Raw genomic sequence first — 20,527 nt, forward strand, 5'->3', positions numbered from 1 at the left:
GTGCGCCCTGGCCCTGGCCGGCGGCGTCTCGGTGATGTCGACGCCCGGCTCGTTCGTCGAGTTCACCTCGCAGGGCGGTCTCGCGCCCGACGGCCGGTGCAAGCCGTTCGCCGAGAGCGCCGACGGCACGGCCTGGTCGGAGGGCGTGGGAGTCCTTGTGCTGGAACGGCTTTCCGACGCCGTCCGCAACGGTCACGAGGTCTGGGCCGTGTTGCGCGGCTCGGCGGTGAACCAGGACGGCGCGTCGAACGGCCTGACCGCGCCCAACGGTCCTTCGCAGCAGCGGGTCATCCGCCAGGCCCTGGCCGACGCCGGTCTCGCCGCGAGTGACGTCGACGCGGTGGAGGCGCACGGTACGGGCACGACGCTGGGTGACCCGATCGAGGCGCAGGCGTTGCTGGCGACGTACGGCCGCGACCGGGAACGACCGCTGTGGCTGGGTTCGGTCAAGTCGAACATCGGCCACACCCAGGCGGCGGCGGGTGTCGCCGGCGTGATCAAGATGGTCCTGGCGTTGCGCCACAACGTCCTTCCCCAGTCGTTGCACATCGACGATCCTTCGTCCCATGTGGACTGGACGTCCGGTGGACTGTCGCTGCTGCGCGCGGCGCAGGAGTGGGCGCCGGCCGGGCACGTGCGGCGTGCGGGCGTCTCGGCGTTCGGCCTGAGCGGCACCAACGCGCACGTCATCGTCGAGGAGGCTCCTGCCACCAAGCCGGGGCACGCGCCCTCCAGGTCTCTCTCCGTGGTGCCGTGGGTGGTCTCCGGCAAAACCCGAGCCGCGCTGGACGCTCAGCTGGAGCGGGTGCGCGAGTTCGCCGAGCGGCAGCCCGGACTGTCCGTCCTGGACACCGGTTTCACCCTGGCGACCGGACGTGCGGCGCTCCGGCATCGAGCGGTCGTGCTGAACGGCGAACACGCCGCGGAGACCTTCCGCGGGGTCGCCGCCGAACGCCCGCTGGCGGTGCTGTTCTCCGGCCAGGGATCGCAGCGGCCGGGGATGGGCCGTGAGCTCTACGAGCGCTTCCCCGTGTTCGCGGAGGCGTTCGACGCGGTGGCCGCACACCTCGATCTCGCCCTCGCCCGTCCGGTGCGGGAGGTGGCCTGGGGAGAGGATCCGGAGCCGCTCTCCCGGACCGGCTACACCCAGCCCGCGTTGTTCGCGGTCGAGGTGGCGCTGTTCCGCCTGGTCGAGTCCTGGGGCATCCGGCCGGACTTCGTCGGTGGCCACTCGATCGGCGAGGTCGCGGCGGCGCACGTGGCGGGTGTCCTGTCGCTCGCCGACGCGTGCCGGCTGGTGGTCGCGCGCGGCGCGCTCATGGAGGCGCTGCCCTCCGGCGGAGTGATGGTCGCGATCCAGGCCAGTGAGTCGGAGATCGTGCCGGTGCTGACCGACGGCGTTTCGATCGCCGCGGTGAACGGGCCCTCGTCGGTGGTGGTCGCGGGCGCCGAGGACGCGGTGCGGTCGGTCGTGGCCTCGTTCGGTGACCGCAAGACCACGAAGTTGACGGTGTCGCACGCGTTCCACTCGCCGTTGATGGAGCCGATGCTGGCGGAGTTCGGGCGGGTGCTGGCGGAGCTGTCGTTCGAGGCGCCCCGGATCCCACTCGTGTCCAACGTGACCGGTGGGCTGGGCGTGGACGTCCGCTCGCCGGAGTACTGGGTGCGGCACGTCCGGGAGACCGTCCGGTTCGCCGATGGCGTGCGGGCGCTGTCGGACGCGGGCGTGACCGCGTTCCTCGAGCTCGGGCCCGACGCGGTGCTGTCCCCGGTGGCTCGGGAGTCACTGCCCGACGATGCCGTTGTCGTTGCCGCGCAACGCAGGAACCGCGGCGAGGAAGCTGCGGTCACGGCGGCGCTGGCGCAGCTGCACGCGGCCGGTGTCACGCCCGACTGGCAGGCGTTCTTCGCCGGAACCGGCGCGGCCAGGATCGATCTGCCGACCTACGCCTTCCAGCGCGAGCGGTTCTGGCCGCAGGTGGCGCCCGGCCGCAGGCCGGTCGTGGACGACTGGTGCTACCAAGTGGACTGGACGCGGGTGCCGGTCCCGCCGGGAACACCGGGCAAGTGGCTGGTGCTCGTGCAGGACGGGCAGGACGACCCGTGGACGTCGGCGGTCGCGAACGCGCTCGGCGGCGAGATCGTCAGCGTGTCGGACTCCCTGGAACTGCCCGGCTACAGCGATCTCGCCGGGGTCGTGTCCCTGCTCGCCGTGAGCGACGAGGCGCTGCCCGGTGACGCTGCCTGGCCCGGTGCGGTGCTCCAGGCGCTCACCGACGCCGGGATCGAGGCCCCGCTGTGGTGCCTGACCCGTGGCGCGGTCGCGGTGGACCCGGCCGAACCTCTGCTCAGCGCCGGACAGGCGGCCGTCTGGGGCGAAGGCCTCGTCGCCGCGCTGGAGGAGCCGCTGCGGTGGGGCGGCCTGCTCGACCTGCCCGCCCAGCTCGACGACCGGGTGCTGGCCCTGCTCGTGGACGTCCTCGCGGCCTCCACCGAGGAGAACCAGCTGGCCGTGCGTTCCGCCGGAGTGTTCGCCAGGCGCCTGGTCCGCGCCGAGGTGACGGAGAGCTCGTGGCGACCCACCGGCACGGTGGTGCTCGCCGGCGCGACGGGAACGACAGGCGGCCAGCTCGCTCGCTGGCTGGTTGCCCGCGGCGCGACACGCCTGATCCTGACCGGTGCCTCGACGGACCTCGCGGAGATCGAGGCCGAGGTCGTCGTCGTGGAGCGGGACGCACTCGCGGCCGCGCTCGACGAGTTCGCGCCCTCGTCGGTGTTCGTCACCGGTGACTTCGTGGAGGAGCTCACCGACGTCGCCGCACTGGCCGCGCTGCTCGGCGACCGGCCGCTCGACCGGTTCGTGCTGTGCGGTTCGGTCGCCGGAACCTGGGGCTTCGCCGGCAGGCGGGAGGAGGCGGCGGTCGGCGCGTACCTCGACGCGATCGCGCGTCAGCGCCGCGACCGGGGGCTGGTCGGGCAGGCGATCTCGTGGAGCGCTCTCATCGGCGCCCAGGACGAGCGGTCGGCCGCGCACCTGCGGCACAACGGCCTGCCGCCGATGAGCCCGGAGCCTGCGTTCGAAGCACTCACCAGGACGACCGCCGCCGACGGATCCCTTGTCGTGGCACATGTCGACTGGCACACGTTCGCGGCGCATCGGCGCGATCCGTTGTTCGCGAACCTGCTGGACACGCCGGACGAGCGGGCGGACGAGCCGGCCAACCCGCTGCGGGAGGTGCTGCTCGGCCTGCCAGCACCCGAACGCTCCGGCGAACTGCTCAGGCTGGTCAGGGCGAAGGCCGCCGCGGTGCTGGGGCACGCCACGCCCGACGGGATCGAGGAGGACTGGCCGTTCCGCGACCTCGGGTTCGACTCGATGACCGCGGTCGACCTGCGCAACCTGCTTACCACCGAGACGGGCCTGAGCCTGCCGGCCTCCCTGGTGTTCGACCACCCGACCCCGGCCGAGCTCGCTGATCATCTGCTGGCCGAGCTGCTGGGTGGCGCGGCGGAGGAGACCCCTGTCCCGGACGTGGTCACCGCCGTCGACACCACCACCGATCCGATCGTGATCGTGGGCATGAGCTGCCGGTATCCGGGTGGGGTGCGCTCGCCGGAGGACCTGTGGGACCTGGTCAGGGACGAGGTCGACGCGGTCGGCGGGCTGCCGCTCGACCGAGGGTGGGACCTCGCGGGCCTGATGGCGCGCGGCACTCCGCCCAACGGCGGGTTCCTCGACATCGCGGCCGACTTCGACGCCGGCTTCTTCGGGATCTCCCCGCGCGAGGCGATGGTCATGGACCCGCAGCAGCGCATGGTCCTGGAGTCGGCCTGGGAAGCCCTGGAACGAACCGGAATCGACCCGGCCGAGCTGCGCGGCACCGACACCGGTGTGTTCATCGGTGGCGGCAGCGGGGACTACCGCCCGTCCGGCGCACAGGAAGGCCACTGGCAGACCGCGCAGTCGGCCAGCCTGTTGTCCGGCAGGCTCGCGTACACCTTCGGCCTGCAGGGACCCACGGTGTCGGTCGACACCGCGTGCTCGTCGTCGCTCGTCGCCCTGCACCTCGCCGTGCAGGCGCTGCGCAACGGTGAATGCCGCCTCGCGCTGGCCGGCGGTGTGACGGTGATGTCCACCCCGAACGTGCTGATCGAGTTCGGTGACATGGGCGCGCTCTCACCCGATGGCCGCTGCCGGGCGTTCTCCGACACGGCGAACGGCACCGGCTGGTCGGAGGGTGTCGGCATGCTGGTGGTCGAGCGGCTCTCCGACGCCCGCCGCAACGGGCATCAGGTGCTGGCGATCGTGCGCGGTTCGGCGATCAACCAGGACGGCGCGTCGAACGGCCTGACCGCGCCGAGCGGTCCCGCTCAGCAGCGGGTCATCCGCAGGGCACTGGCCGCGGCAGGCGTCCGTCCGTCCGATGTGGACGCCGTGGAGGCGCACGGCACGGCCACCCGGCTCGGCGACCCGATCGAGGCGCAGGCCCTGCTGGCCACCTACGGCCAGGATCGCGAACGGCCGTTGCTGCTCGGCTCGCTCAAGTCCAACATCGGGCACACCCAGGCGGCGGCCGGGGTGGCCGGCGTGATCAAGATGGTGCTGGCGATGCGCCAGGGGATGCTGCCCAGGACGCTGCACGTGACCGAGCCTTCGTCCGAAGTGGACTGGGCGGCGGGCTCGATCCGGCTGCTGACGCGCAGCGAACCGTGGCCGGAGACCGGCAGGCCCCGGATCGCCGCGGTGTCCTCGTTCGGTGCCAGCGGCACCAACTCGCACATCGTGCTCGAACAACCGGCGGCGAACGAGGAGCCGGCCGCTCCCGCTGCCACCGGCGCCTTCCCCGTGCCCGTGTCGGGACGGACCCCGGAGGCGCTGCGGGCACAGGCTCGCAGGGTGCTCGAGCACGTGCGGGCGACCGAGGCCGGGCTGACCGATGTCGCGTTCTCCCTCGCGACCACCCGCGCCGCCTTCGCCCATCGCGGCGTCGTGGTCGCGGCGGATCGTGACCAGCTGGTCGAAGGACTCACCGCGCTGGCACACGGCGAGCGGAGCCCGCACGTCCAGCGTGGCCAGGCGGCTCGCTCGACCAGGCTCGCGGTCCTGTTCTCCGGGCAGGGTGCTCAGCGGCCCGGCATGGGGCGCGATCTGCACCAGCGGTTCCCGGTGTTCGCGGCGGCGTTCGACGAGGTCCTGTCCCACTGGGAACCGGGGCTGCGAGAGGTGATGTGGGGCGACGATCCGGACGTCCTGAACCGGACCGGGAACGCGCAGCCCGCCCTGTTCGCGTTCGAGGTCGCGCTCTTCCGCCTGGCCGAGTCCTGGGGAGTCCGGCCCGACTTCGTCGGCGGGCACTCGATCGGCGAGGTGGCGGCGGCTCACGTCGCAGGCGTCCTGTCGTTGCCGGATGCCTGCCGTCTCGTCGCGGCACGGGCGGAGCTCATGCAGGCACTGCCGGCCGGCGGGGCGATGCTGGCGATCCAGGCCGGCGAGGCCGAGGTCACCGCGCTGCTGGTCGACGGTGTGTCGATCGCCGCGGTCAACGGACCCTCGTCCGTGGTGATCGCGGGTGACGAGGAGGCGGTGCTCGCGGTCGCGGCACAACTCGACGGCCGCAAGACGTCGAGGTTGCGGGTGTCGCACGCGTTCCACTCGCCGTTGATGGAACCGATGCTGGCGGCCTTCGCCGAGGTGGTCGCGGACCTGTCGTTCGAACCCGCCCGGATTCCGCTGGTGTCCAACGTGACCGGCGAGCTGGCGACCGACGTCGGCGCACCGGAGTACTGGGTGCGGCACGTGCGGGAGACGGTCCGCTTCGGCGACGGCGTGCGGGCGCTGGCGGACGGCGGCGCGACGGTGTTCCTGGAACTGGGACCGGACGCCGTGCTCACGGCCATGGCCGCCGAGTCGTTGCCTGGCGGTGTGGTCACCGTGGCGGCACAGCGCAGGGATCGTCCGGAAGAGACCGCCGTGCTGAGCGCGCTGGCTCAGCTGCACGTCGCCGGTGTGCCGGTGTCCTGGTCCGGCGTGTTCGCCGGGACGGGGGCGAGCCGTGTGGACCTGCCGACCTACGCCTTCCAGCACGAGCGGTACTGGCCGGACACCCCGGCCGAGACCGCCGGTCCCGCGGACACGGAGGACAGCGCGTTCTGGGACGCCGTCGGCCAGCAGGACTTCGCCGCGCTGCAAGCAGAACTGGACGTCGAGCAGGACGCGTTGTCCAAGGTTCTGCCCGCACTGCTGCAATGGCGGCGCAAGCAGTCGGCGCAGTCCATTGTGGACGGCTGGCGGTACCGGGTCGCCTGGCGGCCGCTCGTCATCGAGCCGCAGGCCGGACCGTCCGGGCGCTGGCTCGGCGTCGTCCCGGCCGGTTTCGACGGCTCGAAGGTGCTCGCCGCGGTGGCCGCCACGGGCGCCGAGGTGGTCGAGGTGGAGGTGTCCGACCTCGACCGTGCGGCGCTGGCCGAACGGCTGCGCGGGCTGGGCACCGACTTCGCCGGTGTCGTGTCGCTGCTCGCCGAACGGGAGACCGCGGCGGACACCGCCGTGCTCCTGCAGTCACTGGGAGACGCCGGAATCACCGCACCGCTGTGGTGCGTCACCAGGGGCGCGGTGTCGGTGGCTCCCACCGAGGAGCTGACCCGGCCGCACCAGGCGGCGCTCTGGGGTCTCGGCGCGGTCGCCGCGCTGGAGTACCCGGACCGCTGGGGTGGCGTGGTCGACCTGCCGGAGGTGCTCGACGAGCGGTCCGCCGCCGGGTTCGCCGCGGCACTGGCCGGCCGCGACGGCGAGGACCAGCTCGCGGTGCGTCCGTCCGCGGTGTTCGGACGACGGCTGCTGCCCGCTCCCGCACCTCGGCCCGACGAGCTGTGGCGGCCGGCCGGCACGGTCCTGATCACCGGTGGCACCGGCGCGATCGGTGGCCACCTCGCCAGGGGACTCGTCCGGGACGGCGCGCGGCACCTGGTGCTGGCCAGCAGGAGCGGACCGGCCGCGGCCGGTGCCGAGGAACTGCGCGCGGAGCTCGTCGCGCTCGGTGCCGAGGTCACCGTCACCGCGTGCGACGTGGCCGACCCTTCTGCGGTGCGGGCGCTGCTCGCGGCGATTCCCGCCGAACACCCGCTGACCGGTGTGGTGCACGCGGCCGGTGTGCTCGACGACGGCGTGCTGGACCGGCTCACCCCGGACCGCTTCGACACCGTGCTCAGGTCCAAAGTGGACTCCGCGGTGCTGCTCGACGAGCTGACCCGGGAGCTGGACCTGGACGCGTTCGTCCTCTTCTCCTCGGGAACCGCGATCGCGGGCAACCCGGGCCAGGGCAACTACGCGGCGGCCAACGCCGTGCTGGACGCGCTGGCCGTGCGCCGCAGGGCGGCGGGGCTGGCCGCGACGTCGATCGCCTGGGGTGCCTGGGCGGGTGGAGGCATGGCCGGTGGCGGTAAGGCCGAGCACCTGTCCCGGCGCGCGGGCATCGGTGCGATGGATCCCGACCTCGCCTACACCGCGCTGCGGCAACTGGTCGCGGAGGGCGAGCCGACGATGATGGTCGCCGACGTGGGGCCCGCCCAGGGCGGCACGGCCGCACGTCCCGCCGCGTTGTTCCGCGAGATGCCCGGCTACCAGGAGCCCGCACCGGCCGCCGAGTCGCGGCGGTTCGACCTGGCGGGTGTGCCGCTCGCCAAACGGGCGGACGCGGTGCTCGACCTCGTCCGGGAACGGGCGGCGGACGTGCTCGGGCACAGCGGGGTCGACGCGGTGGGCGTGCACACGCCGTTCCAGGAGCTCGGGTTCGACTCGCTCGGCACGGTGGAGCTGCGCAACCAGCTCAACGCGGTCACCGGGCTGAGCCTGGACGCGACGCTGGTGTTCGCCCATCCGACGCCCTCCCGGCTCGCCGAGCACGTTCTCGCTCTGCTCGATCCGGGTGCGTCGGCGGCGGTCGCGGGCGACGAGGAGGCGGAGATCCGCGAGTTGCTCGCGTCGGTGCCGATCGCCCGGCTGCGGGAAGCGGGACTCCTCGATCAGATGCGGCGGCTGGCGGCCCCGCTGGCCGATCAGGACTCCGCGGAGGACGGCATCGACGAGATGTCGGTGGATGACCTGGTCCGTGCGGCACTGGAGGAGCAGGACTGATCATGGAATCTTCCAGCGAGAAGGTCGTCGCGGCGCTGCGGGCCTCGATGAAGGAGGTCGAGCGGCTGCGCCGGCAGAACCAGCGCCTGCTCGCCACCGCGTCCGAACCGATCGCGATCATCGGCATGGCCTGCCGGTACCCCGGTGAGGTCTACTCACCGGAGGACCTGTGGGACCTGGTCCGCACCGGCGGCGACGCGATCTCCGGCTTCCCCGGCGATCGGGGCTGGGACCTGGGGTTCCTGCGCGACAGCGAGGTCGACGAGCGGGGCATGAGCGTGAGCACCCAAGGGGGCTTCCTCAGCACCGCCACGGAGTTCGACGCCGGGTTCTTCGGCATCTCGCCGCGGGAGGCGGTCACCCTCGATCCCCAGCAGCGGCTGCTGCTGGAGACGTCGTGGGAGGCGATCGAACGAGCGGGGATCGATCCGGCCGGCCTGCGCGGCAGCCGGACCGGTGTGTTCGTCGGCACCAACGGCCAGGACTACGCCTACCTCGTCGTGGGGTCGCTGGAGGACGCGGACGGCGGCGTCGGCACGGGGATCGCGGCCAGCGCGACGTCCGGCCGGATCGCCTACACCTTCGGTTTCGAAGGCCCGGCGATCACCGTGGACACGGCGTGTTCCTCGTCGCTGGTCGCCATCCACCTGGCGGCGCAGGCGTTGCGCAACGGTGAGTGCTCGCTCGCGCTCGCGGGTGGCGTCAACGTCATGTCGACGCCCGGCTCACTGGTCGAGTTCAGCAGGCAGGGCGGCCTCGCCGGGGACGGGCGGTGCAAGGCGTTCTCCGACCGCGCGGACGGCACGGGATGGTCGGAAGGCGTCGGTGTGCTCGCGCTGGAACGGCTCTCCGACGCGGTGCGGCACGGACATCGGGTGCTGGCGGTGGTGCGCGGCTCGGCGGTCAACCAGGACGGCGCCTCCAACGGTTTCACCGCGCCCAACGGACAGGCCCAGCACCGGGTCATCCGGCAGGCGCTGGACGCGGCGGGGCTGAAACCGTCCGAAGTGGACGTGGTGGAGGCCCACGGGACCGGGACGCCGCTGGGCGACCCGATCGAGGCGCAGGCGCTGCGCACCGCCTACGGACAGGACCGCGAGCGGCCGCTGCTGCTGGGGTCGTTGAAGTCGAACATCGGTCACACCCAGGCCGCGGCCGGGGTCGGCGGCGTGATCAAGATGGTGCAGGCGTTGCGGCACGGTGTCGCTCCGCAGACCCTGCACGTGGGTGTCCCGTCGTCGCATGTGGACTGGTCCGACGGCGTGCTCCGGCTGCTGACCGAGGCTGCCCCGTGGCCGGAGGCCGATCGGCCGCGCCGGGCCGGGGTGTCGTCGTTCGGCATCAGCGGGACCAACGCGCACGTGATCCTCGAACAGGCCGATCCGGGGCCGGAGCCTGGGACCGATGACCTGCCGGTCGTCCCATGGGTGGTCTCGGCGAGGACCGAGCCCGCTCTGACAGCTCAGATCGACGCGGTGCGCGCGGCACGGGCGTCGAGGACCGACATCGGCTGGTCGTTGCTGGCACGGACGTCGTTCGAGCATCGCGCCGTGCTGCTCGCCACCGCCGACGGCGTCACCGAGGTGGCGAGGGGAGTGGCGGGCCGGCGGTCCGTCGCCTTCCTGTTCTCCGGTCAGGGGTCGCAGCGCCTCGGCATGGGCCGGGAGCTGTACGCCCGGTTCCCGGAGTTCGCCGAGGCGCTGGACGAGGTGCTCGCCCACCTCGAACCCGGCGTGCGGGACGTGATGTGGGGCTCGGACGCGGAGGCGCTGAACCGCACCGGATGGGCTCAGCCGGCGTTGTTCGCGGTCGAGGTCGCGCTGTGGCGGCTGGTCGAGGCGTGGGGGATCGTCCCCGAGTTCGTGGGCGGCCACTCGATCGGCGAGGTCGCGGCGGCGCACGCGGCGGGTGTGCTGTCACTGACGGACGCGTGCCGGTTGGTGTCGGCCAGGGCCCGGCTGATGGAGAACCTCCCGGCCGGCGGTGCGATGGTCGCGGTCCAGGCGACCGAGGACGAGGTGCGCCCGCTGCTGGGCGACGGAGTCTCGATCGCCGCCGTGAACAGGTCCGACTCGGTGGTGGTGGCGGGAGAGGAGAGCGCGGTGCTGGCTCTCGTCGGACGTCTGCCGGGGCGCAAGACCACCCGGCTCGCGGTGTCGCACGCGTTCCACTCACCGTTGATGGAGCCCATGCTCGACGAGTTCGCGCGGGCTCTCGCGGGACTGACGTTCACCGAGCCGCAGGTCGCCCTCGTGTCGAACCTGACCGGCGGGCTCGTCACCACCGAGGTGTGCGACCCGCGGTACTGGGTGCGGCACGTGCGGGAGGAGGTCCGGTTCGCGGACGGGATCCGGGCGCTGGCCGGCGCGGGCGCGACGACGTTCCTCGAACTCGGGCCGGACGGCGTGCTGTCCGGGCTGATCGACGACGGGCTCGCCGTGCCGCTGCTGCGCAAGGACCGAGGCGAGGAAACCGCGCTGCTGACCACCTTCGGCCGGTTGCACGTGGCCGGGGTCGAGGTGGACTGGTCCCGGCTGTTCGGCCGGTCCGCGGGCAGGGTGGTCGATCTGCCGACGTACCCGTTCCAGCGCAACAGGTTCTGGCCGGTCGACGTGGCGCCGTCGTCGGAATCGCTCATGCGCCTCGACTGGAACCCGGTCGAGGTGACGAGCACGGCGACCGAGGTCGTCCTGGTGGAGGACTGGGCGGAGAACGGGATTTCGGCCGCGGTGCCGGGCACGGTGGTGGTTCCCGTCACCGGCGACCGCGACGACGTCGTCGCCTCGGCACACCTGCTGACCGCGCGCGTGCTCCGGACGATGCGGGAGTTCCTGGAGGACGACCGGTTCAGCGGCTCACGGCTGGTGTTCGTCACGCGTGCGGCGGTGCCGGCGCTGGCGGGGGGTCCGGTCGCGGACGTCGCGGCCGCCGCGGTGTGGGGCCTGGTCCGCTCGGCGCAGGCCGAGGAGCCCGGCCGGTTCCTGCTCGTCGACCTCGACGACACCGATGCCTCCCAGGCCGTTCTCGCGGACCTGGCGCACCAGCTACCGCCCGGCGAGTCCCAGGCCGTCGTGCGCGCGGGCGTCGTGCGGGTGCCTCGCGTGGTCAAGGTGACCGGCCCGGACGTCGTCGAGGGCCTCGGATGGGATCCGGACGGCACGGTGCTGGTCACCGGTGGCGCGGGCGGGCTCGGTGGCGAACTGGCACGGCATCTGGTGGCCCGGCACGGTGTGCGGCACCTGCTGCTCGCCGGACGCCGTGGTGAGGCGACTCCTGGCGTTCGGGAGCTCGTGGCCGAACTGGCCGCCGGTGGTGCCGGCGTGACGGTGGCCGCCTGCGATGTCGCGGATCGTGCCGCACTGGAGGAACTGCTCGCCGCGATCCCGGCGGAACATCCGCTGACGGCTGTGGTGCACACCGCCGGGGTGCTGGACGACGGTGTGCTCGGGTCGTTGTCCCCGGACCGGATCAGCGCCGTGTTGCGTCCGAAGGCCGATGCCGCCTGGCACCTGCACGAGCTCACCCGAGACCTGGATCTCGCCGGTTTCGTGCTCTACTCGTCGGTTTCCGGCGCGCTGGGCGCACCAGGGCAGGCGAACTACGCGGCGGCCAACGTCTTTCTCGACGCGCTGGCCCAGTACCGGGCGAGCGCCGGCCTGCCGGCCACGTCGGTGGCCTGGGGCGCCTGGGAGCCGACCGCGGGCATGACCGCGTCGCTGGACGAGGCGAGCCTGCGCCGGATGTCGCGTGCGGGGGCCGACCTGCTGTCGGTCGAGCAGGGTCTGCGACTGTTCGACCTCGCGGTGACCGCGGGTGAGGCGTCCGTTCTCGCGCTGGCGTCCAATGTGGACCGACGTCGTGCGGACAGCCGGGGTCCTGACCCGGTCGAGAGCGAGGCCTCGCGACTGCTCGCGCTGCCGGAGGAGGATCGGCTCCGGCGGGCGTTGGAGATCGTGCGGTCGCACGCGGCGGCGGTGCTGGGCCACGCGAGTGCGGAGGACGTCGCCGCGGAGCTGGAGTTCCGGCAGCTGGGCTTCGACTCGCTGACGGCGATCGAGCTGCGGAACCGGCTCAAGGCCGCGACCGGGGTGCCGCTGCCCGCCACGCTGGTGTTCGACTACCCCACACCGAACGCGCTCGCGGCTTTCCTGCTCGGTGAGCTGACGGGCGTGGCGGACGACGACGCCGCGCCGGACGTCGTTCCCGCGGCGACCGGCGACGATCCCGTGGTGGTCGTGGGAATGGCGTGCCGCTTCCCCGGCGGGGTGGCATCGGCCGACGACCTCTGGGATCTCGTTCACTCCGGCCGCGACGCGATCGGCGACTTCCCCACGGACCGCGGCTGGGATCTGACCGCCGACCTCGGCTCGACGTCGCGCGGTGCCTTCCTGCCCGACGCCGCCGGGTTCGACGCCGCCTTCTTCGGGATCTCACCACGTGAGGCCCTGGCCATGGATCCGCAGCAGCGGGTGTTGCTGGAAGTCTCCTGGGAGGCCATGGAACAGGCGGGCATCGATCCGGTCGCCCTGCGAGGCAGCCGCACCGGGGTGTTCGTCGGCACGAACGGCCAGGACTACGTCCACGCCGTGTTCGCCTCCGGCGAGGACACCGCGGGGCACGCGAGCACGGGACTGGCGGCGAGTGTCCTTTCCGGACGGGTGTCCTACACCTTCGGTTTCGAGGGACCCGCGCTGTCGGTGGACACGGCGTGCTCGTCGTCCCTGGTGTCCCTGCACCTCGCGGCCCAGGCCCTGCAGCGCGGTGAGTGCGGGCTGGCGCTGGCCGGTGGCGTGACGGTGATGGCCACGCCGATGAACTTCGCCGGCTTCTCGCGGCAGGGCGGGCTGTCGCCGGACGGCCGGTGCAAGGCGTTCGCGGACGGTGCCGACGGCACCGGGTGGGGCGAGGGCGCCGGCATGCTCGTGCTGGAGCGGCTGTCCGACGCCGAGCGCAACGGTCACCGGGTGCTCGCCTTCGTACGCGGTTCGGCGGTGAACCAGGACGGCGCGTCGAACGGCCTGACCGCCCCCAACGGTCCGTCCCAGCGGCGGGTGATCCGGGCCGCACTGGCCCAGGCCGGGCTGCGACCGTCCGAAGTGGACGTTGTGGAGGCGCACGGAACCGGGACGCCACTGGGAGATCCGATCGAGGCCCAGGCACTCGCGGCGGTGTACGGGAAGGACCGCGAGCACCCGCTGTTGCTGGGTTCGGTGAAGTCGAACATCGGGCACACCCAGGCCGCCGCGGGCGTGGCCGGTGTGATCAAGATGGTGCAGGCGTTGCGGCACGGTGTCGCGCCGAAGACGCTGCACGTGGACACGCCATCGGCGCACGTCGACTGGTCCGCCGGCACGGTGGAGCTGCTGACCGGCAACTCGGCGTGGCCGGAGACGGGCAGGCCGCGCCGCGCCGGGGTGTCGTCGTTCGGGCTCAGCGGGACGAACGCGCACGTGGTCCTGGAACAGGGCCGGGTGGACGACGAGCAGGACTCTGGCGACGCGGTCGTCGTTCCGTGGGTGGTGTCCGCGAAGTCCGAGCAGGCGCTGGGCGCTCAGCTCGACCGGCTGCGGAACCTCGACCTCCGGCGGGCCGATGTCGGCTGGTCGCTGTCACGGCGGCCCGTCTTCGACCACCGGGCGGTGCTGCTCGCCACCGAGGACGGCGTCGCCGAGCTCGCTCGGGACGTCGCACGGTCGCACCAGGTCGCCTTCCTCTTCTCCGGCCAGGGTTCACAGCGGCTGGGCATGGGCCGCGGGCTCTACGACCGCTTCCCCGTGTTCGCCGAGGCTCTCGACGAGGTGCTCGAACTGCTGCCCCCCGGCCTGCGGGACGTGATGTGGGGTGACGACGCGGATCTGCTGAGGATGACCGCGCACGCGCAACCCGCGCTGTTCGCGGTCGAGGTGGCGTTGTTCCACCTGGTCCGGCACTGGGGTCTGCGGCCCGGCTTCGTCGGCGGTCATTCGATCGGCGAGGTCACCGCGGCGCACGTCGCGGGAGTGCTGTCGCTGCAGGACGCGTGCACGCTGGTGACCGCGCGGGCCGAGCTGATGCAGGCGCTGCCGTCGTGCGGTGCGATGGTCGCGATCGAGGCGACCGAGGACGAGGTCCGGCCGCTGCTGGGCGATGGCGTCTCGATCGCGGCGGTGAACCGGGCCGACTCGGTGGTGATCGCGGGCGACGAGGCAGGGGTGCTGGCGGTCGCGGAACGGTTCGCGGACCGCAGGACCCGGCGGCTCGTGGTGTCGCACGCGTTCCACTCACCGTTGATGGAGCCGATGCTCGACGACTTCGCCGTCGTGGTGAAGGGACTGAAGCTGCACGAGCCACGCCTTCCCGTGGTGTCGAACCTGACCGGTGCGCTGGCCTCCGCTGAGCTCCAGGAGCCGGGGTACTGGGTGCGGCACGTGCGGGAGACGGTGCGCTTCGCCGACGGTCTGCGCGCCCTGACGGACGCGGGTGCGACCGCGTTTCTCGAACTGGGTCCCGACGGTGTGCTGTCGGGACTGGTGGACGAGGCCCTCGCGGTGCCGTCGCTGCGCAGGGACCGCGACGAGGAGACCTCACTGCTGACCGCCGTGGCCCGGCTGCACGTGAGCGGTGCCGAGGTGGACTGGGGGCAGGTGCTCCCGGAGGGCCGTCTGGTCGACCTCCCGGCCTATCCGTTCGCGCACCGGCGTTTCTGGCCGGCGGGGTCGGCGGCCGCCGCGGGTCCGGCTGGCCTCGGGCAGGTCGCCGCGGGCCATCCGTTCCTGGGTGCCTCGGTGCAGCTGGCGGACTCCGGCGAGGTCGTGCTGACCGGTCTGCTGTCCCAGGCGACGCAGCCGTGGCTGGCCGGCCACCGCGTGGGCGACGTGGTGGTGTTTCCCGCCACCGGGGTGCTGGAACTGGCGATCAGGGCGGGCGACGAGGTGGGCTGCGCGCGCGTCGAGGAGCTGAACCTCGTCGCGCCGCTGGTGCTGCCGGAACGCGAGGCGGTGCGGGTCCAGGTGCGGATCGGTGCGGCGGACGACTCCGGGCGGCGTGCGCTGCACGTGCACGCCCGCGTCGCCGACGACACCGAGCGGGACTGGGTGGAGCACGCGACCGGCGTGCTGGGCACCGGACTCGAGGCGGGCACCCGGCTCACCTCGGCCTGGCCACCGGACGGCGCCACACCGCTGGACGTCGGCGACTTCCCAAATTTGAGGTCGGCGTGGCGGCACGGCGACGACGTGCTGGCCGAGGTCTCGCTGCCGGAACCGGACGACGGCGAGGCGTTCGGGCTGCACCCGGAACTGCTCGACGCGGTGGCCGGTGCGAGTGCTCACCTCGGGTTCCACGACGTGGTCCCGACGGCCTTCAGCGGTGCGGTTCTGCACGCGTCCGGTGCCTCGATGCTGCGGGTGCGCCTGACGACCTCCGACGCGGACACGATGTCCGTGACCGCGGTCGACGCCGGGGGAGCGCCGGTGTTCAGCTGCGCCTCGCTCGTGTTCGGCGCGGCGCCGGTGCCGGTCGCGCCGGCCGGGGGATCCGATCCGCTCCTGCGACTGGAGTGGACCGAACTGGCCGTGCGGCCCGCCGCGGACCCGATCGTCGAGGTCGAGGACTGGCTCGACCGGGGTCTCGCCGGAGCGGAGCCGGGCACCCTGCTGATCTCCGTCGAGGGAGACCGCGCCGACGTCGTGGCGTCGGCTCACCACCTGAGCGCCAGGGTGCTCGGCCTGCTGCAGGAGTTCCTCGCGGACGACCGGTTCGCGGCCTCCCGGCTGGTGTTCCGCACCAGGGGCGCGGTGGCGGCGGAGCCCGGCGAGCAGGTCGCCGACGTCGCGGCCGCCGCGCTGTGGGGGCTGGTCCGCTCGGCGCAGTCGGAGGAGCCTGGCCGGTTCCTGCTGGTGGATTCGGACGACTCGGTGGCCCTGCCGGGGCTGGCGGAGCAGGTGCTGCCCGACGAGACCCAGGTCGTGATTCGGGCGGGCGCCGTGCGCGTCGGGCGGCTGACCCGCGCGGTGGCCGGGAGCGACCCGTCGCCCTGGGATCCGGACGGCACGGTGCTGATCACCGGTGGCGTGGGTGGCTTGGGCAGCGAGCTGGCCCGGCACCTGGTCCGCGAGCAGGGCGCACGGCAACTGCTGCTGGCCGGGCGTCGCGGCCTCGCCACCCCCGGTGCCGAGGAGCTCGTCGCCGAACTGACCGGGCACGGCGCTCGGGTCACGGTGGCCGAATGCGATGTCTCTGATCGTGCCGCGCTGGCGAGCCTGTTGGCGGACATCCCGGCAGAGCACCCGTTGACCGCCGTGGTGCACACGGCAGGTGTGCTCGACGACGGCGTCATCGGTTCGTTGGACTCGCAGCGGCTGGACACCGTGTTGCGCCCCAAGGCGGACGCGGCCTGGCACCTGCACGAGCTCACGCGGGGCATGGAGTTGGCCGGCTTCGTCCTGTACTCCTCGGTCTCGGGGATCATGGGCACTCCCGGGCAGGCGAACTACGCGGCGGCCAACGTCTTTCTGGACGCCCTGGCCTGCCATCGCGCGAGCCAGGGCCTGCCCGCCGTCTCGGTGGCGTGGGGTGCCTGGGCACCGACGGCGGGAATGACCGCGACGCTGAGCGAGGCCGGACTGCAGCGGATGTCCCGCGCCGGTGCCGAACTCTTGTCCGTTGAGCAGGGCCTGCGGTTGTTCGACGCGGCCGTGGCGTCCGGCGAACCATCGGTCGTCGCACTCCCGCCAGGGACCCTGACGGATCCCCGGCGCCGGACGGCCGCGCGGGCGACTCCCGTCGTCGACGGGGTGGCCGACCGGTTGCGCGAGACACCAGAGCCCGACCGGCAGGCGTTCGCGCTCGATCTGGTCCGGTCGCACGCGGCGGCGGTGCTCGCGCACACGAGCGCGGACGACGTGGCGGTGGACCAGGAGTTCCGGCAGCTGGGGTTCGACTCGCTGACCGCGATCGAGCTGCGCAACCGGCTCAGCGCCGTCACCGGGCTGAGGCTGCCCGCGACCCTGGTGTTCGACTACCCCACCCCGGTGGCGCTGGCGGCGCATCTCGTCACCGCGCTGGTCGGCGATTCCGGTGGTGGCGCGGGGCTTTCGCCGCTCGCGGAGCTGGACCGGCTGGAATCGGTCCTCGCGGCCTGCGAGGCCGACACCGAACTGCGCGCAGGGGTCGCCGTCCGGTTGCGGCTGCTGCTGGACCAGTGGGGCGGCCAGGACAAGGAGTCCGGCGAGCACACGGTCACGGACCGGATCCAGACGGCGAGCACGGACGAGGTCTTCGCCTTCATCGACAACGAGCTCGGCCGCCTGCGGGATCGCTGATCCTCCGTCTGCCGTGAGAACGAACGAAAGGTGCATCGCGATGTCTGAGCAGGACAAGCTCGTCGAGTACCTCAAGTGGGTCACCGCGGACCTGCACGAGACGCGCCGGCGCCTGGAGGAGGTCGAGTCGGGCAGGCACGAGCCGATCGCGATCGTCGGGATGGCCTGCCGGTTCCCCGGTGACGTCAGGTCCGCGGACGAGCTCTGGGACCTCGTCGTGTCCGGGCGGGACGCGATGGGCCCGCTTCCGGAGGATCGCGGCTGGGACCTGAGTCTGCTGACCCACGACGACGCCCCCGCGACCTACCACGGCGGGTTCCTGCCGGGGGTAGCCGGCTTCGACGCCGGGTTCTTCGGGATTTCCCCGCGTGAGGCGATGGCGATGGATCCGCAGCAGCGGCTGTTGCTGGAGATCTCGTGGGAGGCGGTCGAACACGCCGGGATCGACCCGCAGTCGTTGCGGGGCAGCCGGACCGGGGTGTTCGTCGGCACCAACGGCCAGGACTACGCCCACGCGGTGCTGGGGTCGGAGGAGGACGTCGAGGGGCACGCCGGCACGGGTCTGGCGGCCAGCGTGCTTTCCGGCCGCGTCTCCTACACCTTCGGGTTCGAGGGACCGGCCATGACGGTCGACACGGCGTGCTCGTCCTCGCTGGTGTCCCTGCACCTGGCCGCGCAGGCCCTGCACCGGGGTGAGTGCACGCTCGCGCTGGCCGGTGGCGTCACGGTGATGGCGACGCCGATGAACTTCGCCGCGTTCTCCCGCCAGGGCGCGCTGTCGAGCGACGGCAGGTGCAAGGCGTTCGCCGACGCCGCCGACGGCACCGGGTGGGGTGAGGGTATCGGCATGCTGGTGGTCGAGCGGCTGTCCGACGCGCTCAGCGCCGGCCATCGCGTGCTGGCCGTCGTCCGCGGTTCCGCGGTGAACCAGGACGGTGCGTCCAACGGGTTGTCGGCGCCGAACGGGCCGGCCCAGCAACGGGTCATTCGTCAGGCGCTGTCCGGGGCCGGTCTGTCCGCGCGGGACGTGGACGTCGTCGAAGCCCATGGCACCGGCACGGTGCTGGGTGACCCGATCGAGGCGCAGGCGCTGCTCGCGACCTACGGCCAGGACCGCGACCTGCCGCTGCTGCTCGGGTCGGTCAAGTCGAACATCGGTCACACCCAGGCCGCGGCGGGCGTCGCCGGTGTGATCAAGATGGTGCAGGCGCTGCGGCACGGGGTGGTGCCCGGCACCCTGCACGTCGACGAGCCGTCGTCGCACGTGGACTGGTCGGCCGGTGCGGTCGGGCTGGTCACCGAGGCGACGCCGTGGCCGGAGGCGGACCGGCCACGCCGCGCGGGCGTGTCGTCGTTCGGCGTCAGCGGGACTAACGCACACGTGATCCTGGAACAGGCTCCCGCGGTGGAACAGTCCACTGTGGAGGATTCGCCGGTGACGCCGTGGGTGGTCTCGGCGAAGTCGGCGCAAGCGTTGGCGGCCGCGGTGGAGCGCCTCGGCGAGGTCGGTGGCGAGCGCCGCGATGTCGCCTGGTCGCTGCTCAACCGCCCGCTGTTCGACCACCGGGCGGTCCTGCTCGCGACGGCGGACGGTGTCACCGAAGTGGCCGCGGGGACGACCGTGCCGGGCGCCGGCCGCCCGGTCCTCGTGTTCCCCGGCCAGGGAGCGCAGTGGCGGGGCATGGGCCGGCGGCTGCTGGAGACCTCTGCCGTGTTCAGCGAGAGCATCGCCGCCTGCGAGGAAGCTCTGCGGCCGTACGTGGACTGGTCGCTGACCGAGGTGCTGCGCGAGGCGGAGGACCTCGGTGAGGTCGATGTCGTGCAACCTGTTTCGTGGGCGGTGATGGTCTCGCTCGCGTCGGTGTGGCGATCGCACGGTGTGGTGCCCGCGGCGGTGCTGGGGCATTCGCAGGGCGAGATCGCGGCGGCCTGCGTGGCCGGGGTGCTGTCCATTGAGGACGGTGCCCGGATCGTGGCGCTGCGCAGCCAGGCCATCAAGCGCGTGCTGTCGGGCAAGGGCGCGATGGCGTTCGTCGGCGCGAGTCCGGAAGTCGTGGCCGGGCGTGCGGGCGCCCTGTCGGTCGCCGCGGTCAACGGCCCGGCGAGCGTCGTGGTGTCCGGCGACCCTGGCGAAATCGACGAGTTCCTGGAGGGATGCCGGGCCGACGGGATCCACGTGAAGCGGATCCCGGTGGACTACGCCTCCCACTCCGCGCAGGTGGAGGCGCTCGCCGACGAACTCGCGGAAGCTCTTGCCGGTGTCACCGCGCGGCAGGGCGAGGTGCCCTGGCTGTCGACGGTGACGGCGCGGTGGGTCGATCCGGCCGCGCTGGACGCCGGCTACTGGTTCGACAACCTGCGCAACACCGTCCGGCTGCACGAAGCCGTCGAGGTCCTGGCGGAGCAGGGCCACGGCGTGTTCATCGAGTGCGGGCCGCATCCCGTGCTGACGATCGGCGTGCGGGACACCCTGGAAGCCGCGGGCGTGAACGCGGCTGTGCTGGGGACGCTGCGGCAGGACGACGACTCCGAGGAACGGCTGCTGACCGCCCTCGGCGAGGCTTTCGTCGCGGGCGTGGGCATCGACTGGCGAAGCGTGGTGCCTGACGGCCGCCAGGCGGATCTGCCCCCGTACGCCTTCCAGCACCAGCGGTTCTGGCCCGGTGGCAGCCAGGCGGCGGGCAACGTGTCGGCCGCCGGCCTGAGTGCGACCTCCCATCCGCTGCTGCGGGCCGCCGTGTCGGTGGCCGGCGCGGACGAGGTGCTGCTGACCGGCAGCCTTTCCCTGGCAACGCATCCGTGGCTCGCGGATCACCGCATCGGCGGCGTGGTGCTGTTCCCCGGAACCGGATTCCTGGAGCTCGCGATCCGCGCCGGTGACGACTCCGGTTGTGGCCGGGTCGAGGAGCTGACGCTGACCACGCCCCTCGTACTGCCGGAGTCCAGCACGGTCCAGCTGCAGGTGCGGGTGGGCCCGCTCGACGACGGTGGCCGCAGGGAGCTGCAGATTCACGCGCGCGAGGGCGAGGACGGCGACTGGGTCCAGCACGCCGTCGGAGCCATGACCGCGGCCGACGACCAGGCGGGCCCG

At 72.9% G+C, this 20,527-nt stretch carries 2 protein-coding genes and 1 pseudogene (1 of these 3 cut by a window edge); all 3 read left to right on the top strand.

The window, feature by feature from the left end:
* On the top strand, positions 1 to 8,134 hold the 3' end of the coding sequence (locus tag B0F77_RS24995; RefSeq protein WP_086665417.1) for a type I polyketide synthase. 24,239 nt of this gene lie to the left of the window's left edge; only the last 8,134 of its 32,373 coding nucleotides appear in the window; its start codon lies beyond the left edge, outside the window; the stop codon is at positions 8,132 to 8,134.
* Between the two features lie 2 nt (positions 8,135 to 8,136).
* Positions 8,137 to 17,436, top strand: coding sequence for a type I polyketide synthase (locus tag B0F77_RS25000; protein WP_086665418.1), 9,300 nt, complete (start codon positions 8,137 to 8,139; stop codon positions 17,434 to 17,436).
* A 79-nt stretch (positions 17,437 to 17,515) separates the two neighbouring features.
* A pseudogene (locus B0F77_RS50905) lies at positions 17,516 to 20,443 on the top strand (type I polyketide synthase); the annotation flags it as partial.
* Positions 20,444 to 20,527: the final 84 nt, after the last annotated feature.

The organism is Lentzea kentuckyensis (genome assembly GCF_002150765.1).
GTDB lineage: Bacteria > Actinomycetota > Actinomycetes > Mycobacteriales > Pseudonocardiaceae > Lentzea > Lentzea kentuckyensis.

Coding starts and splice junctions, on each gene's coding strand:
- B0F77_RS25000 (WP_086665418.1), top strand. CDS start 8,137: ATGGAATCTTCCAGCGAGAAGGTCGTCGCGGCGCTGCGGGCCTCGATG.